This is a genomic window from Meiothermus rufus DSM 22234 (genome assembly GCF_000423425.1).
Classification (GTDB): Bacteria; Deinococcota; Deinococci; order Deinococcales; family Thermaceae; genus Meiothermus; species Meiothermus rufus.
This window is the reverse complement of sequence record NZ_KE384016.1, coordinates 72865-91567: the sequence shown is the minus strand read 5'-3', so window position 1 is coordinate 91567 and position 18703 is coordinate 72865. Positions and strand designations below refer to the sequence as shown.

Here is an 18703-nt window from a genome sequence, read left to right as displayed (position 1 = left end):
CATCCGGGCCATCCAGGTGGATGGGGGCAGCGAGTTCATGGCCGAGTTTGAGGAGGCCTGCTGTGCTCTGGGGATTGCCTTGTTTGTGCTGCCGCCGAGGAGTCCTAAACTCAATGGTCACGTGGAGCGGGTGCAACGGACCTTTAGGGAGGAGCTCTATACCCGGCCTCTGCCCCCCCGGCTCAGCGAGCTACAGGCAGAGCTGGATGCCTACCTGGACCACTACAACCGCCGAAGGCCTCACATGGCCCTGGGGGGTCTTGCTCCCTTGGAGTATTTAGCTAAGATGCAGGAGGAGTCGGTTCCCCAGTCTCACATGTGTTGACCGATTACACATACTTGACAGGGCGAGAAACACGCGGGTATGATGCCTGCCGGATGTGCCAGGTGAGCGTTCCCTGAGTCCCGTGAGGGAAAGAGCTTTTGCTGGTCATCCGCTGCGGATGCCCAGGGGTTTTAGGAGAGGAAACTTGGCAACTCGCCCCTAAAAAAGCCCCTCGCCTCCGCAGGTTAGGTTCCCACAAGGTTTCCAGCTGGGGGCCTGTGGGGTGTAAGAGGAGGCAAAATGAGGAAAAAGCTAGTGGTCTACTTGGCCGGGTTGCTGACCGTCCTTGGTCTGGGCTTCGGCCAAGCCCAGTTCTCCGACGTACCCGCCGGGCACTGGGCCCAGGAAGCCGTAGAGCGCATCGCCGCCTGCGGTCTTATCACCGGTTTCCCGGATGGCACCTTCCGGGGTAACCAAAACCTCACCCGCTACCAGGCGGCTCTGATCTTCCAGCGCCTGCTGAACGAGATCGCGCAGGGCGGGGAGTGCGTGAAGCCCCAGGCCAGCGGCAACGGCCTTAGCGATGAGGATCTGACCGCCATCCGCAACGCCATCCAGGAGCTGGCCGCCGAGCTGGCCGCTTTGGGCGTGCGGGTCTCGGCCCTGGAGGACAACGCCGCCTCTAAGGACGACATCGCCCGCCTCGAAGCGGCCCTGGAAGAGCTCAAGAACATGAAGCCAGAAGGCGGTCTAGACGAGGCTGCTCTGGCCGACCTGGCCGACCGGGTGGAAGCCGCCAGCGTGGCCGCCGACACCGCGTTGGCCCAGGCCCAGGCCCTGGCCGAGCGCCTGGATGGTGTGGAAGGCGATGTGGCCGCCCTCAAGACCCAGGTGGAGGCCGATGCCGACAGCATCCGCGCGCTGAACGAGCTGGCCGTGCTCTTGAACCAGGACGTGCTCAGCCTGCAAGACCGGGTGACCGCCCTGGAGAAGCAGCTGGGCGATGTGGACTTTGAGTCCTTTGCCAACCGCGAAGACGTGAGCGCTATCCAAGAGTTCGCCACCGCCCTGCGCAGCGACCTGGTGCGCCTGGCCGACCGGGTAAGCGCCCTGGATACCCGTGTGAGTGGGCTGGACAGCCGCCTGGCTGCGGTGGAAGGCACCCGTCCGACCCTGACCGGCTCCCTGCTGGCCCGCTACGGCTACCGCTTCACCACTGGGCCTGGAGGCGACTTCGACATCGACCGCCTTTTCCCGGCAGCAGGTTTCGCGAACGATAGCGACGGTACCGACTTAGCCGGTTCATCGGATACCCTGGGCCAGGCCGACCTGACCTTTGGTCTGAAGCGCACCCCCGGCACCGGCAGCGGCTTCAACTTCTCCGAAGCCAGCGTGACCCTGCGCTTCTCCGCTGGCAATGGCAGCCTTCAGGTGCCCGCCAACACGATCTCGCTCAGGGGGGTTAGCGTTTCCGGCAACGTGGACGGCCAGCCGGTCAGCCTGCGCTATAGCATTAGCAACACCTTCCGCTTCACCCCGTACTTCTTCAACAACAACGCGTCGGCTGCGGGCAGCGGCTTTGTGGTGAGCGCCAACCTGACCAAGGCCCTGCTCTCACCCAACTTCACCATTGTGCTGGGTAGCACCGCTGCGAACGCGGCTGCAGCGGATCGCGATTACTTCGGTATCCGCGGCGCCATCAACCTGCTGGGCCTCAACCTGGGCGTGAACTACGCCGAGAACGACCTGCGGGGCACTGGGGCCGATGACCGCAAAGCCGCAGTCGGTGTGGATTGGAACGGCAAGCTGCTGGGCTTCCTGGACCTCGAAGGCGAGTTCATTAACTCCAACGACGTTATCACCAACACCGCTGGCTCCCTCTTCTACGTTCAGGCGGGCACCTCGCTGGGCCCCATCAGCCTGCGCGGGAACTACCGCTCCATCAACCCCGGCTTCGCTACCGGAAACTGGACCGATGCGTTGTCCGGCTCTTCCATGGGTCTTTCCCAAGACGACACCGACCGCCTTTTCAACCCCGCCAACGCCGGTGCGGGCTTTGGTCTGATTGCCTCGGCTTCGCTGGGCATCATTGGGGTGAACGGCTACCTCGACAGCCGCGTACCGCAGCTTACCCTAACCCCAAACACCACCGCTTTTGGGGTGGGTGTTACCCTTGGGCCCATCGCCGGCTTTAACGTAACGGGTTATCTCAACAACGCCAGCACCGCGAGCGCTGCGCAGTACTCGGTGGGCAACACCTACTCCAACCGGGGCCCGGCGACCCGTGCGGCCTTCGGAACCAACTTGGGTGTGCGGGTGGCCCACGACGGCGCCGCCTCCGGCGCGCTGATCAGCGGCCTCAACCTGGCCTTCGAGTTCCGCAACTCCGATGGTGCCAACGCCGCCTTCGGCTCCAACGGCGCCCGTACCGACCTGGTGGGTGAGGCCCGCATGGCGCTGCCCCTGGGCTTCATCACCATTACCCCCAACTTCCGCTTCCACGGCTACACTGCCGCAGCGACCACCCCCGGTACCGAGGTTAACTACACCACCATCAAGTATGGTGTGCAGGCCAGCACCCAGCCGCTCTTCTTCGGCCTGAGCCTGAACGGTGCCTTTGCCAAGCGCGACACCGACTTTGCTACCGGCACCGACGCCAGCGAGACCCTCATTCGCGTGGGCCTCTCCCTGGCCGACTTCCTGCTGCCCGGGGCTACCCTGAGCGTGGATGCGGCCCAGGTGACCGGCACCGGCGTGGGCGGCTATACCACCCGCGAGTTCAACAACCCCTTTACCACCACCAACGACGGACTCTTCAACGGCCCGAACGGTGGCTTTGGCCCTGTTGCACAAGCCACAAGTGACGGCGGCGTTCGCGGCATCCAGGTGCGCTACACCTACGCGGGCTGGGGCATCTGGTACGGTGTGTTCGACTTCGACAGCAACGGTACCGACTTCAGCACCATCGAGAGCGTGGGCCGCGGCTTCCGCGTCTTCTACGTACTCAACTTCTAAACACCGCTCCTGCCTAAAAACCCCGCCCGAAAGGGCGGGGTTCTTTTTTTAGGGCAGCAGCTCGAGCTTGATTCGGGCCTCCACCGCCCCGAAATGCCGGCGGTCGAGGGTGGCAATCTGCCCGATGCCCAGCTCCTCGGCAATGGCAATAACAGCAGCATCCACGAAACCCAGGCGGAGGCTCTGGTACTGCTGGTTCAGCGCAAAAACCCGCTGGTATCCGGCTTCGGATAGATCGGCTACCAGATAGGCACCCTCGGTAATGCCCTGGTAAAACCGAAGCTGGGCTGGAAGGCCCAGCCTTTTACCAAGGAAGTAATCCACCTCCGGGATCGCTGGGGCTGGTATAACCAGTGGGCCTGATTCGCGAAGCAGTAAATCTTTGGTTGCAAGATGCCACTGGTCTCGCCGATCGTAAAGAGCGGTTAGCACGCCGCTGTCCAGGATCAGGGCCATCAGCTATTCTCCGGGTTGCCAAACCCCAGCTCGTCCAAGATCTCCTCAAAACGCTCGGCACCATCGGTGTGGCCGCTATCGAATTCACCCACCCCAACGGGGAGCCCTCGGGGTTTTTTGTACAGCTTATCCCGAACCGCCTCGCGGATAATCTCGGCCACGGGCTTTTTTGAGCGCCGGGCCTCGAGCTTGAGCAGCAGCTCGAGCTCGGGATCCAGGTAAATGGTGGTGCGTTTCATATGTTTATGTTAGCATACCCAGGTCAGTGCGAGTTTCGATACAAACATAATCTATTGGATGGTAGTAGATTGGTTGCTAATGTTCCGCTACCAAGGCCCCGAACCCAAAGGCGACCAGCCCCAGGCCATTGCCGCCCTCACCGAAGCCCTGCGCGACGGCGAGCGCTTTGTCACCCTCCTGGGCGCGACCGGCACTGGCAAGACCGTGACCATGGCCAAGGTGATTGAAGCGTTGCAGCGCCCGGCCCTGGTCATGGCCCCCAACAAGGTGCTGGCCGCGCAGCTGGCCGCCGAGTTCCGCGAGCTGTTCCCGGAAAACGCGGTGGAGTTTTTCATCAGCTACTACGACTACTACCAGCCCGAGGCCTACGTGCCGGGGCGCGACCTGTACATCGAGAAAGACGCCAGCATCAACCCCGAGATCGAGCGGCTGCGCCACTCCACCACCCGCAGCCTGCTCACCCGGCGCGACGTGATTGTGGTGGCCTCGGTCTCGGCTATCTACGGCCTGGGCAGCCCGGAGGACTACAAAAACAGCAGCCTGGTGGTGGAGGTGGGGCAGGAATTTCCCCGCGAGGCCTTGCTGGAACGGCTGGTGGGGTTGCAGTACCAGCGGGGGGATGTGCAGCTCGAGGCGGGCCGCTTCCGCGCCAGAGGCGAGGTGCTGGAGGTCTGGCCGGCCTACGAAGAGGAGCCTATCCGCATCGAGCTCTTTGGCGACACTATTGAGCGGGTAACGGTGGTGCACCCCATCACCGGGGCGCGGCTAAAGGATTTGCCGGGCTTCGTGCTGCTCTCGGCCACCCACTACGCCACCCCGGAGGAGCGGCTCAAGGAGGCCATCCCCCAGATTCGCCAGGAGCTGGCCGAGCGGCTTCAGGTGCTGGAGGCGGAGGGGCGGCTTTTAGAGGCTCAGCGGCTTAGAGAGCGTACCCTATACGACCTGGAGATGCTCGAGGTAATGGGCACCTGTCCGGGGATCGAGAACTATAGCCGCTATCTCTCGGGCAAGGCGCCGGGTGAAGCGCCCTACACCCTTTTGGACTATTTCCCCCAGGACTACCTGGTCTGGCTGGACGAGTCGCACGTCACGGTGCCCCAGCTTCGGGGCATGTACAACGGCGACTACATACGCAAGAAGACCCTGGTGGACTACGGCTTCCGCCTGCCCAGCGCCCTGGACAACCGCCCCCTCAAGTTCAACGAGTTTTTGGAGCGGGTGGGGCAGGTGGTGTTTGTCTCGGCCACGCCAGGGCCCTACGAGCTCGAGGTCTCGAGCCGGGTGGTGGAGCAGATCATCCGCCCCACCGGCCTTTTGGACCCTTTGGTCAGGGTCAAGCCCACCCAGGGCCAGATCGAGGACCTGATGGGGGCCATCCGCACCCGGGCCGCCCGGGGGGAGCGCACCCTGGTCACCGTGCTCACCGTGCACATGGCTGAGGAACTCACCGCCTACCTGGTGGAACACGGCATCCGTGCCCGCTACCTACACCACGAACTCGACGCCTTCGAGCGCCAGGCCCTGCTGCGCGACCTGCGGCTGGGCCACTTCGACGCTTTGGTGGGCATCAACCTGCTGCGCGAAGGGCTGGATCTGCCCGAGGTCTCGCTGGTGGCCATCCTAGACGCCGACAAGCAGGGGTTTTTGCGCTCGGAGCGCTCCTTGATCCAGACCATCGGACGGGCCGCCCGCAACGTGGGGGGCGAGGTTTTCCTCTACGCTGACACCGTCTCGGAGGCGATGAGAACCGCCATTGACGAGACCAACCGCCGCCGGGCCTTGCAGGAGGCCTACAACCAGGCCCACGGCATCACCCCCCAGACCGTGCAGAAGTCGGTGCGCAAGCTGGTTAAGCCCGAGGACTACGAGGGCGAAGCCGCCGAGGTGGCCCTGGAAGACCCGGCCCTGCTGCAAAGCCTCTTGGAGCAGCTCGAGACCGAGATGTGGGCCGCCTCCGAGGCCCTGGACTTCGAGAAAGCAGCCCGCCTGCGCGACCAGATGAGGGCCATAGAGGCCCGCCTCAAGGGCCTGCCCGAGCCGGCCCGGGTTGGCAAAGGCAAACGCCGCCAGCGGCGCTAGGCGATAATCTCTTCTGGCTTGAAGAAGATCCCGATCTCGCGCTCGGCGCTCTCGGGGCTGTCGGAGCCGTGGATGACGTTTTCGTCCACCGTGGTGGCAAAGTCGGCGCGGATGGTGCCGGGCGCGGCCTCCCAGGGGCGGGTGGCCCCCATCAGGCGGCGCATCTCGGCGATGACCCCAGGGCCCTCGACCACCATGGCTACCACCGGCCCGCTGGTGATGAACTCGACCAGCCCCTCGAAGAAGGGCTTGTCCTTGTGCTCGCCGTAATGAGCCTCGGCCAGCTCGCGGGAGAGGCGCATCTTTTTCATGGCCACGATCTGAAAGCCTTTGCGCTCGATGCGGTGGATGATCTCGCCGGTCAGCCCCCGGCGCACGCCGTCGGGTTTGATCATGATGTAGGTGCGTTCCATACCGCAGAAGAGTTTACATGCTGAGGAGCTTTCCCACAAACAAAAACCCTCCCCCGCATGGGGAGGGCCCGGCCCCCGGCCAGATTAGCGATTCGCCGGGGCGGCGGGGTTGTTTTTCTCTTCGCCGCTCTTGGGCTCCTCTTTCTTGGGTTCTTCCTTGGGCGTAAGCGCGGTCAGCACCGCTTGCAGCTTGTTTTCCACCTTGGCCGCCTTGCGCACCTCCTCGATCCACTGCTGGGCCGCTTCGGCCCGGCGGGAGGCCAGCACCTGCTGGCGGGCCTCTTCCTTCACCTCTTCGAAGGGGCGCAGCACCTCGGCTTTGCGCTCGTTCACGATCAGCACCTGGTAGCTTTCGTCCTCGAGCTTCACTACCTCGCTCACCTCACCCAAGGGGCTCTTGGGGAAGCTGCCCCGGGTCAGGAAAACCAGGCGGTTGGGCACCGGGGGCATGGTGCCGGGGTTGACCACGCCAAAGTCCTGGATGGTGCCGCTGTTGGCCTTGGCCAGGTCCTCGAGCTTACCCCCCCTTAGCGCGGCGGCCCGGAAGGCCTCGGCCTTGGCCCGGTCGTCTTTGCCAAAGTTCACCGCCTGCACCTTGGCCGAGGCGGGAATGGTGAAGTTGGCCAGGTTGGCATCGTAGAACCTGCGCACCTCGGCCTCGCTGACCTGGATGTCGCGGGTTTTCCACTGTTGGGCCTGGTTGACGATATCGGTCTTGGAACCGAAGAAGGGTTGGCCCAAGGCCTTAGCCGCCTGGTAGACCGCCTCACGGGTGATGAACTGCTCCAGGGTCTGGGGCAGGAAGAACTGTACCGCCAGCTCACCCAGGCCCTGTTGCAGAAGCTGGGGTACCTGGGGGTTGGCGAAGATCGACTGGAGCACCTCGGCCAGCTTAATCTCGTGCTCGTTGACCGTGGCCACCACCGGGTTTTCCCAACGCAGGCTAGCCCCCTCGGCAAAGCGCACGGTGGCCTTCTGGCGCAGGCCCTCGAGGTAGGCCTCCAAGGCCCCCTGCCCCTTGACCCGCTTGGCGTCCTCTTTGACCCGGTCTTGTACCTCCTCGAAGGCTACGTCGCTGGCGGGCAGGTATTTCTCTACCTTTACGATGTAGAAACGGCCCCCCGCCTCAATAGGCTTGCTGATCTGCCCATCGCGCAGCTTGAACACGGCCTCGGCCACCGCATTGGGGAAGACCACCCGGGTCACCGGGCCGGGCTCGCTCTTGCCCGCTGCCGCGCCCAAAGCCCCGCCTTGCTCGGCGTTGAGCTTGGATTTGGCCTTGGCGATGGCGGCGAAGTCTGCTCCTGGAGCCGTAACCTCGGCATAGACTGCTTGGGCGGTGGCTTTGTCGTCGAGCACAATCTGGCGGGCCTGTACGCGCTCCTCGTTGCGGTATAGCTCGCGGTTCAGCTCAAAGTAAAGCCGCATCTCCTCCAGGGTGGGCTCGGCCTTTTTCTGAATCTCCTCGATTCGCTTATTGATGCGAATCTGGTCGCGCAGCTCGCTGCGCAGCTGAGCATCGGTATAGCCCACCTGGGTGAGGAAGCGGTCGTAGTCTTCCTTCTTCTGTAGGCCAAAGCGTTCGCGTATAGTGTCCAGTTCTTTCTTCAACTCCCCGCTGGAAACCCGGATGCGGGCGGTGTCCTGCAGCAGGGCGTTGGTGAGAACCAGGCGCTCCCCGAAGTAGATGTCGGCCAGGTTTTTCAACAGGCCTTGGGGATTGGTGCTCAGGATGGGATCGCTCTGCTGGGCTCGTGCCAGCTCGAGGGCGTAAACCGGGCGACCGTTGACGGTAAACTCGATGTTGCCCTGGGTGCGGCGCTGGCCCTGGGGGGTAAAAAGCAGGATCGACCCCACCACAAAGACCAGGGCCAGAATCCCGAAGATAACCGCAATAACCCTCTTGTTGATTCCAAACACTTGACTGCCTCCTTGCGCGGTGCTACCCTCATGGGTGCTGTGTTGCACCCGTAGCTCAGTGGATAGAGCGTTCGCCTCCGGAGCGAAAGGTCACAGGTTCGAGTCCTGTCGGGTGCGCCATCTTTCGCTGGGTCGGGCTTGGGCCCGGCCTTTTGTATGGCCGGCTCTGCCCCACTGCCCTCTTTGTACCCTGGCCAGCTAAGACCTAGGTTAAGGGGCGGGCGAACCTACACCAAGGCCCGATTGTAGCATATCTAGCAGCAAGGCCAGGAGTGGGTATGCCTTCTTTCCCAAAGCCCAATAACCTGCCCGAGGCAGCCCGGCTACAGCGCGCGCTGGCCGCCAAGGTAGTTTTGCAAGGCAGCCTCGAGGGCCTTCGCTACATCGCCGCCTTGGATGCCTCGCACCCCACCCGCTTTGCCCAGGGGTCAGGCGTCTCGGTGGCGGCTGTGGTGCTATGGGATTGCGCCCTGGGCCAGCCGCTGCAGGTAGCCATTGCCCAGATCGACGAGTCGGCGCTTTTCCCTTACGTACCGGGGTTTTTATCCTTCCGCGAGGCCCCCCTCTACCTAGCCGCCCTTGCGCAGCTCGCTCAACCGCCCCAGGCCCTGCTGGTAGATGGACAGGGGATCGCCCATCCCCGGGGGTTGGGGATCGCGGCCCACCTGGGGGTACACCTGGACATCCCGGCCATCGGGGTGGCCAAGACCTTGCTGTTGGGAAGGCCCGAGGGCGACCTGCCCAAAGAGGCTGGCTCGGTCATACGGCTGATGAATGAAAACGTACAGATTGGCTGGGTCTACCGCAGCCGCACCGGGGTCAGGCCGCTGTTTATATCGCCGGGGCACCGGGTGGGGATGGAGGAAAGCCTGGCTTTTGTACGTTCCCTTGGCGGCAAAACCCGCCTACCGGAACCTCTGCGCCTGGCCCACCTGGCGGCGGGCGAGGCCCGGCGTAAAGGCCAGCAGAGCGGGCAAATGTGCTGTGGCCCCATATTGCCTGGACCCGTATGAACTATGGTTTTCTTTGCACTTTATTTCCTCAACTGGGGTGAGAAAACCATTAGGAGGTGGTTATGCGTAGAGTAACCCGTCGAGAGGCCCTCAAGCTGGTAGGCGTGGCCGGTGCGGTTGCGGCCACAGGAGGGGCCTCGGCCCAGGGCCAGCCCGCAACCCCTATGCCCAACGGGGCGGGGTTTTACCGCTTCAAGCTGGGGGATTTTACCCTCACCATCCTGAGCGATGGCCAGACCCCTCCGGGCAATGCCTTCCCCAACTGGGGGGCCAACCCGGGGCGGCAGGCCGAGTTTGCCGCAGCCTTGCGGGAGAACTTCCTCGAGCCCACCCAGTTCATCAACAACTTCAACCCCATGGTGGTGGACACCGGGCAGGCCAAAATCCTGATCGACACCGGGCGGGGGCCAACAGGCCGGATGCTGGCCCACCTGGCCAATGCCGGCCTCCGCCCCGCCGACATCAACATCGTCTTCATCACCCACGGCCACGGCGACCACATCGGCGGCCTGGTTACGAACGGCCAGCCCACCTTCCCCAACGCCCGGCACCTGATCGGCGAGACCGAGATGCAGTTCTGGCTCTCCCAGGCCAATCCCCCAGCCAACCTGGTGGCCCTGCGCGAGCGCTTTACCCTGGTTCGGCCTGGGGCCGAGATCGCCCCCGGCCTGACCGCGGTGGATACCGCCGGCCACACCGTAGGCCACCTGGCGGTGCAGGTTCGCTCGGGCGACCAGACCCTCTGGCACTTAGGCGATGCGGGCGGGCACCACATCCTGTCGTTCCGCTTCCCCGACCACTACCTGGGTTTCGATGCCAATCCCCAGCAGGCCGTGGTCACCCGGGCCCGGCTGTGGCAGACCGCGGCGGCGGAGCGCATCATGGTGGTGGGCTACCACTTCGCCTGGCCGGGGGTGGGCCATGTGCGCCGGGCTGGCAACGCCTACGAGTTTGTCCCGGCCTTCTTCGTCTTCTAGAGGCTTCTCTTTCGCGCAAAGCCTCCCCTAAAACGGGGGGGGTTCTTTATACTGGGGTCCAAAAGACCAGGAGGCGAACAATGCAGTCTTGCATGATGGACTTCCCCCTCAGCCTGGTGCACCTGCTCGAGCGGGCCGGTGCTCTGTTTCCCAAAGAAGAAATCGTGACCCGGCTGCCCGACAAGTCCCTGCACCGCTACACCTATGCCGACTTCTACCACCGCGCACGGCGGCTGGCCTCGGCGCTGCAAAAAGCCGGGCTGCAGAAAGGGGATCGGGTGGCCACCCTCTCCTGGAACACCTACGCCCACCTCGAAGCCTACTTTGGCGTCCCGGTGGCCGGGGGGGTGGTCCACCCCCTCAACCTGCGGCTGCACCCCTCCGACATCGCCTACATCATCCACCACGCCCAGGACAAAATCCTGATCGTAGACGACGTGCTGCTCAAGCTCTACGAGGCCGTGCGCGAGCAGGTCAGGCTGGAGCGGGTCATCGTGGTGCCGCTCTCGGGCCAGCCGGTGCCCGCGGGCCTGGAAAGCTACGAGGACTTCCTGGCCTCGGGCGACGACGACTTCGCCTATCCCGCCTTCGACGAACGCGAGGCCGCGGCCATGTGCTACACCTCCGGCACCACCGGCCGGCCCAAAGGGGTGGTGTACTCGCACCGCTCCATCGTGCTGCACAGCCTGGGTTCGGCCCTGCCCGACGCGCTCAACCTGGGCATGCAGGACGTACTTTTGCCGGTAGTGCCGATGTTCCACGTGCTGGCCTGGGGCCTGCCCTATACCGGGGTGATGACCGGGTGCAAGCTGGTGCTGCCGGGGCCACACCTGGATGCGGAGAGCCTGCTCGAGCTGTACGCCTCGGAGCGGGTCACCAAGACCGCCGGGGTGCCCACCATCTGGCTGGGGGTGTTGCAGGCCTTGCAAAAAGAGCCCACCCGCTGGAAGCTCCAACCCATGGAGATGGTGGTGGGCGGCTCCGCCGCCCCCGAGGCCATGATCCGGGCCTTCGACCAGTTCGGCCTCAAGGTGCTGCACGCCTGGGGTATGACCGAGATGAGCCCCCTGGGCACTACCAGCCGCCTAAAGCGCCACCTGCGAAGCGACCCCGAGGAAGCCTACCGCTACCGGGCCATGCAGGGCCTACCCACCCCTTTGGTGGAGATCCGCGCGGTAGGAGAAGCGGGCGTGGTGCCCTGGGACGGGCGCTCGCTGGGGGAGCTGCAGGTACGAGGGCCCTGGGTGGCGGCTGGCTACTACAACCTGGAAGAGGAGTCGGACAAATGGACCCCCGACGGCTGGTTCCGCACCGGCGATGTGGTGGCCATCGACCCCGAGGGCTACATCCGCATCGCCGACCGCACCAAGGACCTGATTAAGTCGGGCGGCGAGTGGATCAGCTCCATCGACCTGGAAAACGCCCTGATGGCCCACCCGGCGGTCAAGGAGGCCGCGGTGATCGCCATTCCCGACCCCAAGTGGGACGAGCGTCCCCTGGCCGCGGTGGTGCTCAAGGAGGGGGCCCAGGTGACCCCCGAGGAGCTGCAGGCCTTCCTCGAGCCCCGCTTTGCCAAGTGGTGGCTGCCCGATGCCTACGTTTTCCTGGAGGAAATCCCCCGCACCAGCACCGGCAAGTTCCTCAAGTCGCAGTTGCGCGAGCGCTTCAAAGATTACAAAGCCAAAGCCCAGCCCTGACTCGGTTTTCCAAAGCCTTACCAGGCCGTATAGTTGAGCCATGGCCCATAGCGCAATAGACCACTTTTTGCAGGAGAATCTCGAGGCCTACCTTCAGGAAACCCTACGGCTCTGCGCCCAGCCCAGCGTCTCGGCCACCGGCGAGGGGGTGGTGGCCTGCGCGGCCTTGGTGGAAGAAATCCTGCAAAACCACGGCTTCGAAACCTGGAAGATCGAGGGGTACGGCAATCCGGTGATTGTGGGCCGGGCCGCCGGAAGATCGGAGCGCACGCTGCTGTTCTACAACCACTACGACGTGCAGCCCCCGGAGCCCCTGGAGCTGTGGGACTCGCCGCCCTTCGCGCCCCAAATCCGGGATGGCAAGCTCTTTGCCCGCGGGGCCAAGGACGACAAAGGCGAGTTCGTGGCCCGGCTGGCCGCGGTGGACGCGGTGCGTGCGGCCCATGGGGGGGCGCTGCCCTGCGGGGTGCTCTTCGTGGTGGAGGGCAACGAGGAAGTAGGCAGCCCCGGCATTGCCCGCTTCGTGCAAGACCACCTGGATTTGCTGCACTGCCACGGGGCCCTCTGGGAGGAAGGTGGGCTGGACTTTGAGGGCTACCCTGGCACCTCGCTGGGCCGGCGGGGCATCCTGGCGGTAGAACTCGAGGTCGAGACCCTCTCCCGCGACGCCCACTCCGGCAGCGCCCACCTCCTGCCCAGCGCGGCCTGGCGTATGGTGCGGGTGCTGGCCTCGCTCAAAGATGAAAACGAGCGCATCCTGATTCCCGGCTTCTACGACGATGTGAAGCCCATCGCTGAACTTGACCTCGAGTTGTTGCGCCGCCTCCCCGACATCGAGCCGTACCTGCGCGAGACCTTCGGGCTGCGAGGGTTTGTGGGTGGCCTGAGCGGCTTCGAACTCAAAAAGGCCGTCTTTAACCCCACCTGCAACATCCAAGGCATCACCACCGGCTACCAGGGGCCCGGCACCAAGACCGTCATCCCAGCCAAAGCCTCGGCCAAGCTCGACTTCCGCTTAGTGCCCGACCAGAACCCCACCGACATCCTGCAAAAACTGCGGGCCCACCTCGATGCCGAGGGGTTTACCGACGTGCGCATCACCCACAGCGACTACATGTTCCCCTACAAGGCCCACCCCGATCACCCTCTGGTGCGGCTGGCGGCCCAGGCCGCAGAAGAGGTGTACCAAAAACCCTACCGCCTGATCCCCCTCAATGGGGGCAGTTCGCCGGCCTACGCCTTCGCTGGGCCTCTGGGCATCCCGGTCATCGACGCAGGGGTAGGGTTTGGTATCGAAAACCGCACCCACGCCCCCAACGAAAACGTGCGCATCCAGGACTTCCTCAACGCGGCCCGGCATATTGGCCGCATTGTGGATGGCTTTGCCGCTTTGGAAACGTAAGATGGGAGAGGTTATGCTCAAGCTTCACACCCTCGACCTGCACGACCGGGCTCCCAGGGTCATCGCGGCGTTCTTGCTCGAGACCCCGGAAGGGCCGGTGCTTTTCGAAACCGGCCCGGAGTCGCGCTTTTCCGCCCTTCTGGACGGCCTCAATGCCCTGGGGTACGCGGCCTCGGACATCCGCTGGGTCTTCGTCACCCATATCCACCTGGACCACGCCGGGGCGGCCTGGCGCCTGGCCGAGCTGGGGGCCACCATCCACGTCCACCCCAAAGGGGCCCCCCACCTGGCCGACCCCAGCAAGCTGTGGGCCTCGGCCACCCGCATCTACGGCGAGCAGATGGAAGCCCTCTGGGGCCAGATGGGCTCCGTGCCCGAGCACCGCATAGCCATTCTGCAGGACGGCGATGGGGTCGAGATCGGCGGGGTAAGGATAGAGGCTTTGGAGACCCCCGGCCACGCCAACCACCACCACGCCTACCGGCTGGGGGATGTGCTGATCGGTGGGGATGTGACCGGGGTGCGCATTGGCCGTGGCCCGGTGCTGCCGCCCTGCCCCCCGCCGGAGATTCACATCGAAACCTGGTGCCAATCCATTGCTAAAATCCGTGCCCTGAACCTCCGCAAGCTCTACCTCACCCACTTTGGCCCGACCGACGACGTGGGGCCGCACCTGGAGGCGCTGGAAGCCAGACTCCTTGAATGGGCCGACTGGATCAAAGCCCGGCTCAAGCAGGGCCAAAGCCGCGAGCAGATGGTGGCCGAGTTCGAGGCCTACGTAGCTGGCACCCTACGGGCCGCCGGGCTTTCCGAGGAAGAGGTGCAGGAGTACGAGTTCGCCGACCCCGCCTGGATGAGTGTGGACGGGCTGGTGCGCTACTGGACCAAGCACCATCCCGAGGAAGTGATGGCCTAGAGTTCGGCAAAAGGGCAGTGTCGGGGATGCGAAAGATTATCGGTGCAGTGTTCCTGTCGCTGGATGGCGTAATGCAAGCCCCGGGAGGCCCGGAAGAGGATCGGAGTGGGGGGTTTGAGCTGGGCGGCTGGATTTGGGCCTATTCGGACGATGTGACCCGTGAAGCGGTGCGCAGCTATCTGCTGGGTGCGCCCTATGCGCTCCTGCTGGGACGCAGGACCTATGAAATCTTCGCTGCCTACTGGCCCCAGATGCCCCCAGACAATCCCATTGCGGCCCGGTTCAATCCTACGGCCAAGTATGTGCTCTCGAGCCGCGATCTGGCCCCAAAGTGGAACAACAGCCATCGCCTATCCAGCCTGGATGCGCTCAGGGAACTCAAGGCCAGCAAAGGCCCTGATCTGCTCGTTCAGGGCAGCTCGACGCTGTATCCCCAGCTGCTCAACGCGGGTCTTCTGGATCGGCTAATTGTACAGACCTATCCGGTGGTACTGGGCCAGGGCAAGCGGCTTTTTGGCCAGGGAACTTTGCCCCTTAGTCTGAGGCTTTTGCACAACGTGGTTTCAACCACCGGCGTGGTGATCTCCACGTATGAGCCACTTGGTTCGGTACAAAGCGGGTCGGCTAACTCGTAAGTGCCGGGGGCATATGGTTAAGACTGAACCGAGAAGCGCCCTCGAGCCATGCGCTGGCTGGGTAAATGGTATGTTGATCACGAGACCATGACGACGATTGCCACCGACCTCGAGGGCACCCTCACCACCGGAGAAACCTGGAAGGGCATGGCAGCCTGGATGCAGGCCCACGGGCGGGCTGGGGCGTACCGGGCTTTTTTCTACCGCCACCTGCCGGGGGCCATCGCCGCACGGCTGGGCTTTAGGGACAAGCGGGCCTTCCAGGACCAATTCATGGCCGCTGCCGCCAGGCTGCTGGCCGGGCTAGGCCAGAGTGAGCTAGAGGCAGTGGGGGAATGGGTCGTGACGAACGAACTCTGGCCCCGGCGCCGGGCCGAAGTGGTAGCCGAGTTGCAGGCCGCGCTGGCCCAGGGCCAGCGGGTGGTGCTGTGTTCGGCTACCTTCCAGCCCATGCTCGAGGCCTTTGCCCGGCGGCTGGGCCCTGGGGTGGTGGCCCTGGGCACACCTTTAGAGCTGGTCGGGGGGGTGTTCACTGGGCGGCTGCTGGGGCCGGTGCGCTCGGGAAGCCACAAGGCCGAGCAGCTGCGGCAGTTCTTGCAAGGGCAGCCCCTGGCAGTGGCCTACGGCGATACCCTGGCCGATGAACCCATGCTCGAGCTAGCCCGGCAAGCAGTAGTAGTCTACCCCGAGCCCCGGCTGCGCCAGCGCGCTTTGGAGCGGGGTTGGAGGATACACGGATGAACCCCTTTCCCCTAGAGCGCCCCGCCCGGCTGGCGGTGCTGGCCTCGGGCCGGGGCAGCAACCTGGAGGCCTTGCTGAAAGCCTTCCCCCCGGACGACCCCCTAGGGCGCGTCGTCCTGGTGGTCTCGGATCGACGCCAGGCCTTAGCCCTACAAAAAGCGGTGCAGGCGGGGGTAGAGGCGGTGTATATCCCCTGGCCCAAAGGGGGGCGGGCTCAGTTCGAGGAAGCCGCCCTCCAGCTTTTGCAAGCGCACCGGATTGACCTGGTGTTGCTGGCTGGCTTTATGCGGCTTTTGTCGCCGGGCTTTGTGGCCGCCTGGCCGGGGCGCATTCTCAACATCCACCCCTCGCTATTGCCTCAGTTCCCTGGTCTACACGCCCAGCGCCAGGCCCTAAAGGCCGGGGTCCGCGAAACGGGCTGTACGGTGCACTTCGTCGACGAAGGGATGGACACCGGCCCCATCATCCTGCAGCGCCGGGTACCGGTGCTGCCTGGCGATACCGAGGAGAGCCTCTCGGCCCGCATCCTGGCCGAGGAACACCAGGCCTATCCCGAGGCAGTACGGCGGGTGCTTAGGGGGGAGGCCTGGCCGGGGAGCAGAATTTGATATTCTGTTCGGCGTGAAGGTACTGGTGGTCGGTTCGGGCGGGCGGGAGCACGCCTTGTGTTGGAAGGCGGCCCAGTCGCCCTTGCTCACCCAGCTTTACGCTGCACCGGGCAACCCCGGCATGGCCGAGCTAGCCGAGTGCATCCCCTGGGATGGCGACGTTCATCGGTTGGCCGAATGGGCCGACCAGGAGGGTATCGAGCTAACCCTGGTGGGGCCCGAGGCGCCGCTGGTGGAAGGTATCGCCGATGCGTTTATGGCCCGGGGGCTTCGGATTTTCGGCCCCACCCAGCAAGCGGCCATGATCGAGGGTTCCAAAGCCTTCGCTAAAGACCTAATGGCCCGCTTTGGCATCCCTACCGCCCGCTATAAAACCTTCAGCGATGTGCTCGATGCCCTTTCCTACCTCGAGGCCGCAGGAGCCCCCATCGTGGTGAAGGATTCCGGCCTGGCCGCTGGCAAAGGGGTGACGGTGGCCACCAGCCTGCAACAGGCCAAACAGGCCGCCATGAACATCCTCTCCGGGGCTGAGCGGGGCGAGATTGTGGTGGAGGAGTTCCTGCAAGGCCCCGAGGTTACCGTGCTGGCCGTCACCGATGGGGTCACCATCCGGCCTTTGCTCCCCTCCCAAGACCACAAGCGCCTTTTAGATGGCGACGCTGGCCCCATGACCGGGGGCATGGGGGCCATCTGCCCCTACCCGCTACCCCCTGGCATGCTGGAGGAGGTGGAGGCCAGGGTGCTCAGGCCCTTGGTACAGGGGCTTAGGGCCGAGGGCATCGTATACAAAGGGGTCATCTACGCTGGGCTGATGCTGACCGAGGAAGGGCCCAAAGTGCTCGAGTTCAACGCCCGCTTTGGCGACCCCGAGTGCCAGGCCATTTTGCCGCTGTTGCGCACCGACCTGATTGAGCTGGCCCTGGCGGTGGTAGAGGGTCGGTTGCACGAGCTGAGCCTGGAATGGCAACCCCGGGCCTCGGTCTGTGTGGTTATGGCCGCGCCGGGTTACCCCCAGGACCCCCACAAGGGCCTGCCCCTGCGCCTGCCTTCCCGCCCCCCGCAGGACGTGCTCTACTTCCAGGCCGGTACCCGCCGTACCCCCCAGGGCCTGGTTACCCAGGGAGGGCGGGTGCTGAACGTGGTGGGGCTGGGGGATACCCTGGCCCAGGCCCTCGAGCGGGCCTACACCGGGGTGGCGGCGGTGGAGTTTCCCCAGGCCCTGTACCGGCGGGACATCGGGCAAAAGGCCTATCGGCCCTGAAGGGCCTCGAGCAGCGCCTGGTGAATCCGCCCATTGGAGGCCACTAAATAGCGGTTACCCAGGCGGTAGGCCTCGCCCTGGAACCCGGTGACCTGGCCGCCTGCCTCGGTGATGAGGAGCCAGCCCGCAGCCACATCCCAGGGGTTGAGCTTAACCTCCCAGAAACCGTCCAGCCGGCCCGCGGCCACATTGGCCAGGTCGAGGGCCGCTGCCCCGGGCCGCCGCACGGTCAGCCCCTTGGCCAAAGCCCGCTGGAAGTAGGTGAGGTTCTCCGGGTCTCGTGCCACATCGTAGGGAAAACCGGTAGCCAGCAGACTGCCCACCAAAGTGGTTCGCTGGGAAACCCGCAGCGGGCGGCCATTCAGGTAGGCCCCGCCGCCTTTGGTAGCGGTGAAGAGATCGCCCCGGGCGGTATCCAGCACCACCCCCAACACCACCTCTCCTCGTACCTCCAGCCCGATGCTCACCCCATAGAAGGGAAAGCCGTGGGCGTAGTTCACCGTGCCATCCAAGGGGTCTACAATCCAGCGAAACTCGCCCTCCCCTTCCTGGCCCTGCTCCTCGCCTAACACCACGTGGTCGGGGAAGCGCTCGGCGATAAGAGCCCGGATGGCTGCCTCGGCCTCGTGGTCGGCCTGGGTGACCACATCGGTAGGGGTAGATTTGGTGCTGTGGGTGAAGCCTTTTTCCTGGTAGTACTGGTGAATGCCTTTGGCTAGGTAGGCCGCATCGAGAGCGGCCTCGAGGTAGGGACGCAGATCCATGCCCTGATTCTTACACAGGTTCGGTTCATCCCCGCGTGTGCGGGGAATACGAGAGGCCGTAGTGCTGTACGCGCACCACCAGCGGTTCATCCCCGCGTGTGCGGGGAATACGCGTAAGACCTCCCTGGCCCTGGTAGCGCAAAGCGGTTCATCCCCGCGTGTGCGGGGAATACGCATGGGGTGGTTTACAGCATTCAGTCCTGCTCGGTTCATCCCCGCGTGTGCGGGGAATACTCTGTCATATCCTGTCATATCCCTAGGTATATCGGTTCATCCCCGCGTGTGCGGGGAATACGACCAC

15 protein-coding genes, 1 tRNA gene, 2 pseudogenes and 1 CRISPR repeat array are annotated in these 18703 nt (G+C 64.5%); of the genes and pseudogenes, 13 read left to right on the top strand and 5 right to left on the bottom strand.

The annotated features are described in order from the left end of the window. Both G552_RS0114200 and G552_RS0114195 read left to right on the top strand, forming a co-directional pair. A pseudogene (locus tag G552_RS0114200) lies at nt 1–402 on the top strand (integrase core domain-containing protein); the annotation flags it as partial. Nucleotides 403–565: 163 nt separating this feature from the next. After that, entirely contained in the window at nt 566–3280 is a 2715-nt protein-coding gene (locus G552_RS0114195) for an S-layer homology domain-containing protein (protein WP_027883582.1), read from the top strand. Nucleotides 3281–3328: 48 nt separating this feature from the next. Here G552_RS0114195 and G552_RS0114190 read toward each other — a convergent pair whose 3' ends face one another. Both G552_RS0114190 and G552_RS0114185 read right to left on the bottom strand, forming a co-directional pair. Beyond that, entirely contained in the window at nt 3329–3736 is a 408-nt protein-coding gene (locus G552_RS0114190; protein ID WP_013015231.1) for a type II toxin-antitoxin system VapC family toxin, read from the bottom strand. Further along, nucleotides 3736–3975 (bottom strand): ribbon-helix-helix domain-containing protein, encoded by a 240-nt coding sequence (locus tag G552_RS0114185; RefSeq protein WP_013015230.1) that lies wholly within the window; start codon nt 3973–3975, stop codon nt 3736–3738. Before G552_RS0114185 ends, G552_RS0114190 begins: the two co-directional genes overlap by 1 nt. A gap of 79 nt (nt 3976–4054) precedes the next feature. On the opposite strand from G552_RS0114185, the gene uvrB reads away from it, so the two are divergent. Then, complete coding sequence (uvrB, locus tag G552_RS0114180) at nt 4055–6055, top strand: excinuclease ABC subunit UvrB (protein WP_027883581.1); 2001 nt, start codon at nt 4055–4057, stop codon at nt 6053–6055. On the opposite strand, the gene ndk is transcribed toward uvrB, so the two are convergent. Further along, on the bottom strand, nt 6052–6468 hold the full coding sequence (gene ndk / locus G552_RS0114175) for a nucleoside-diphosphate kinase (RefSeq protein WP_027883580.1): 417 nt from the start codon (nt 6466–6468) through the stop codon (nt 6052–6054). The two genes, uvrB and ndk, sit on opposite strands and share 4 nt — an antisense overlap. Nucleotides 6469–6552: 84 nt before the next feature. Next, nucleotides 6553–8388, bottom strand: coding sequence for a peptidyl-prolyl cis-trans isomerase (locus G552_RS0114170; protein ID WP_027883579.1), 1836 nt, complete (start codon nt 8386–8388; stop codon nt 6553–6555). A gap of 44 nt (nt 8389–8432) precedes the next feature. Here G552_RS0114170 and G552_RS0114165 point away from each other — a divergent pair. From G552_RS0114165 to purD, 10 genes and pseudogenes are all read left to right on the top strand, one after another. Then, nucleotides 8433–8508, top strand: a tRNA-Arg gene (locus tag G552_RS0114165). A 152-nt stretch (nt 8509–8660) separates the two neighbouring features. Further along, nucleotides 8661–9401 carry an endonuclease V gene (locus tag G552_RS0114160; RefSeq protein WP_169447894.1) on the top strand — a complete coding sequence of 247 codons (741 nt, stop codon included), beginning with the start codon at nt 8661–8663 and terminating at the stop codon, nt 9399–9401. A gap of 62 nt (nt 9402–9463) precedes the next feature. Further along, complete coding sequence (locus tag G552_RS0114155) at nt 9464–10378, top strand: MBL fold metallo-hydrolase (protein WP_027883577.1); 915 nt, start codon at nt 9464–9466, stop codon at nt 10376–10378. Nucleotides 10379–10458: 80 nt separating this feature from the next. After that, nucleotides 10459–12075, top strand: a complete 1617-nt coding sequence (locus G552_RS0114150; RefSeq protein ID WP_027883576.1) for a long-chain fatty acid--CoA ligase — start codon at nt 10459–10461, stop codon at nt 12073–12075. 40 nt (nt 12076–12115) lie between these two features. Beyond that, nucleotides 12116–13477, top strand: a complete 1362-nt coding sequence (locus tag G552_RS0114145; protein ID WP_027883575.1) for a M20/M25/M40 family metallo-hydrolase — start codon at nt 12116–12118, stop codon at nt 13475–13477. A 13-nt stretch (nt 13478–13490) separates the two neighbouring features. After that, nucleotides 13491–14393, top strand: coding sequence for an MBL fold metallo-hydrolase (locus G552_RS0114140; protein WP_027883574.1), 903 nt, complete (start codon nt 13491–13493; stop codon nt 14391–14393). 26 nt (nt 14394–14419) lie between these two features. Continuing rightward, nucleotides 14420–15028 (top strand): dihydrofolate reductase family protein, encoded by a 609-nt coding sequence (locus G552_RS15760; RefSeq protein ID WP_036271064.1) that lies wholly within the window; start codon nt 14420–14422, stop codon nt 15026–15028. Between the two features lie 87 nt (nt 15029–15115). Further along, nucleotides 15116–15769 carry an HAD family hydrolase gene (locus tag G552_RS0114130; protein WP_027883573.1) on the top strand — a complete coding sequence of 218 codons (654 nt, stop codon included), beginning with the start codon at nt 15116–15118 and terminating at the stop codon, nt 15767–15769. Next, nucleotides 15766–16362: pseudogene (gene purN, locus G552_RS0114125) on the top strand (phosphoribosylglycinamide formyltransferase); the annotation flags it as partial. The gene G552_RS0114130 and the pseudogene purN, both read left to right, overlap by 4 nt. A gap of 28 nt (nt 16363–16390) precedes the next feature. Beyond that, nucleotides 16391–17638, top strand: coding sequence for a phosphoribosylamine--glycine ligase (gene purD / locus G552_RS0114120; protein WP_027883571.1), 1248 nt, complete (start codon nt 16391–16393; stop codon nt 17636–17638). On the opposite strand, the gene G552_RS0114115 is transcribed toward purD, so the two are convergent. Further along, a complete protein-coding gene (locus G552_RS0114115) occupies nt 17626–18402 on the bottom strand; it encodes an inositol monophosphatase family protein (RefSeq protein WP_027883570.1) in 777 nt (258 codons plus the stop codon). The two genes, purD and G552_RS0114115, sit on opposite strands and share 13 nt — an antisense overlap. A 21-nt stretch (nt 18403–18423) precedes the next feature. Continuing rightward, a CRISPR array of direct repeats spans nt 18424–18697; the repeat unit is 29 nt; unit sequence CGGTTCATCCCCGCGTGTGCGGGGAATAC. Between the last annotated feature and the right edge of the window lie 6 nt (nt 18698–18703).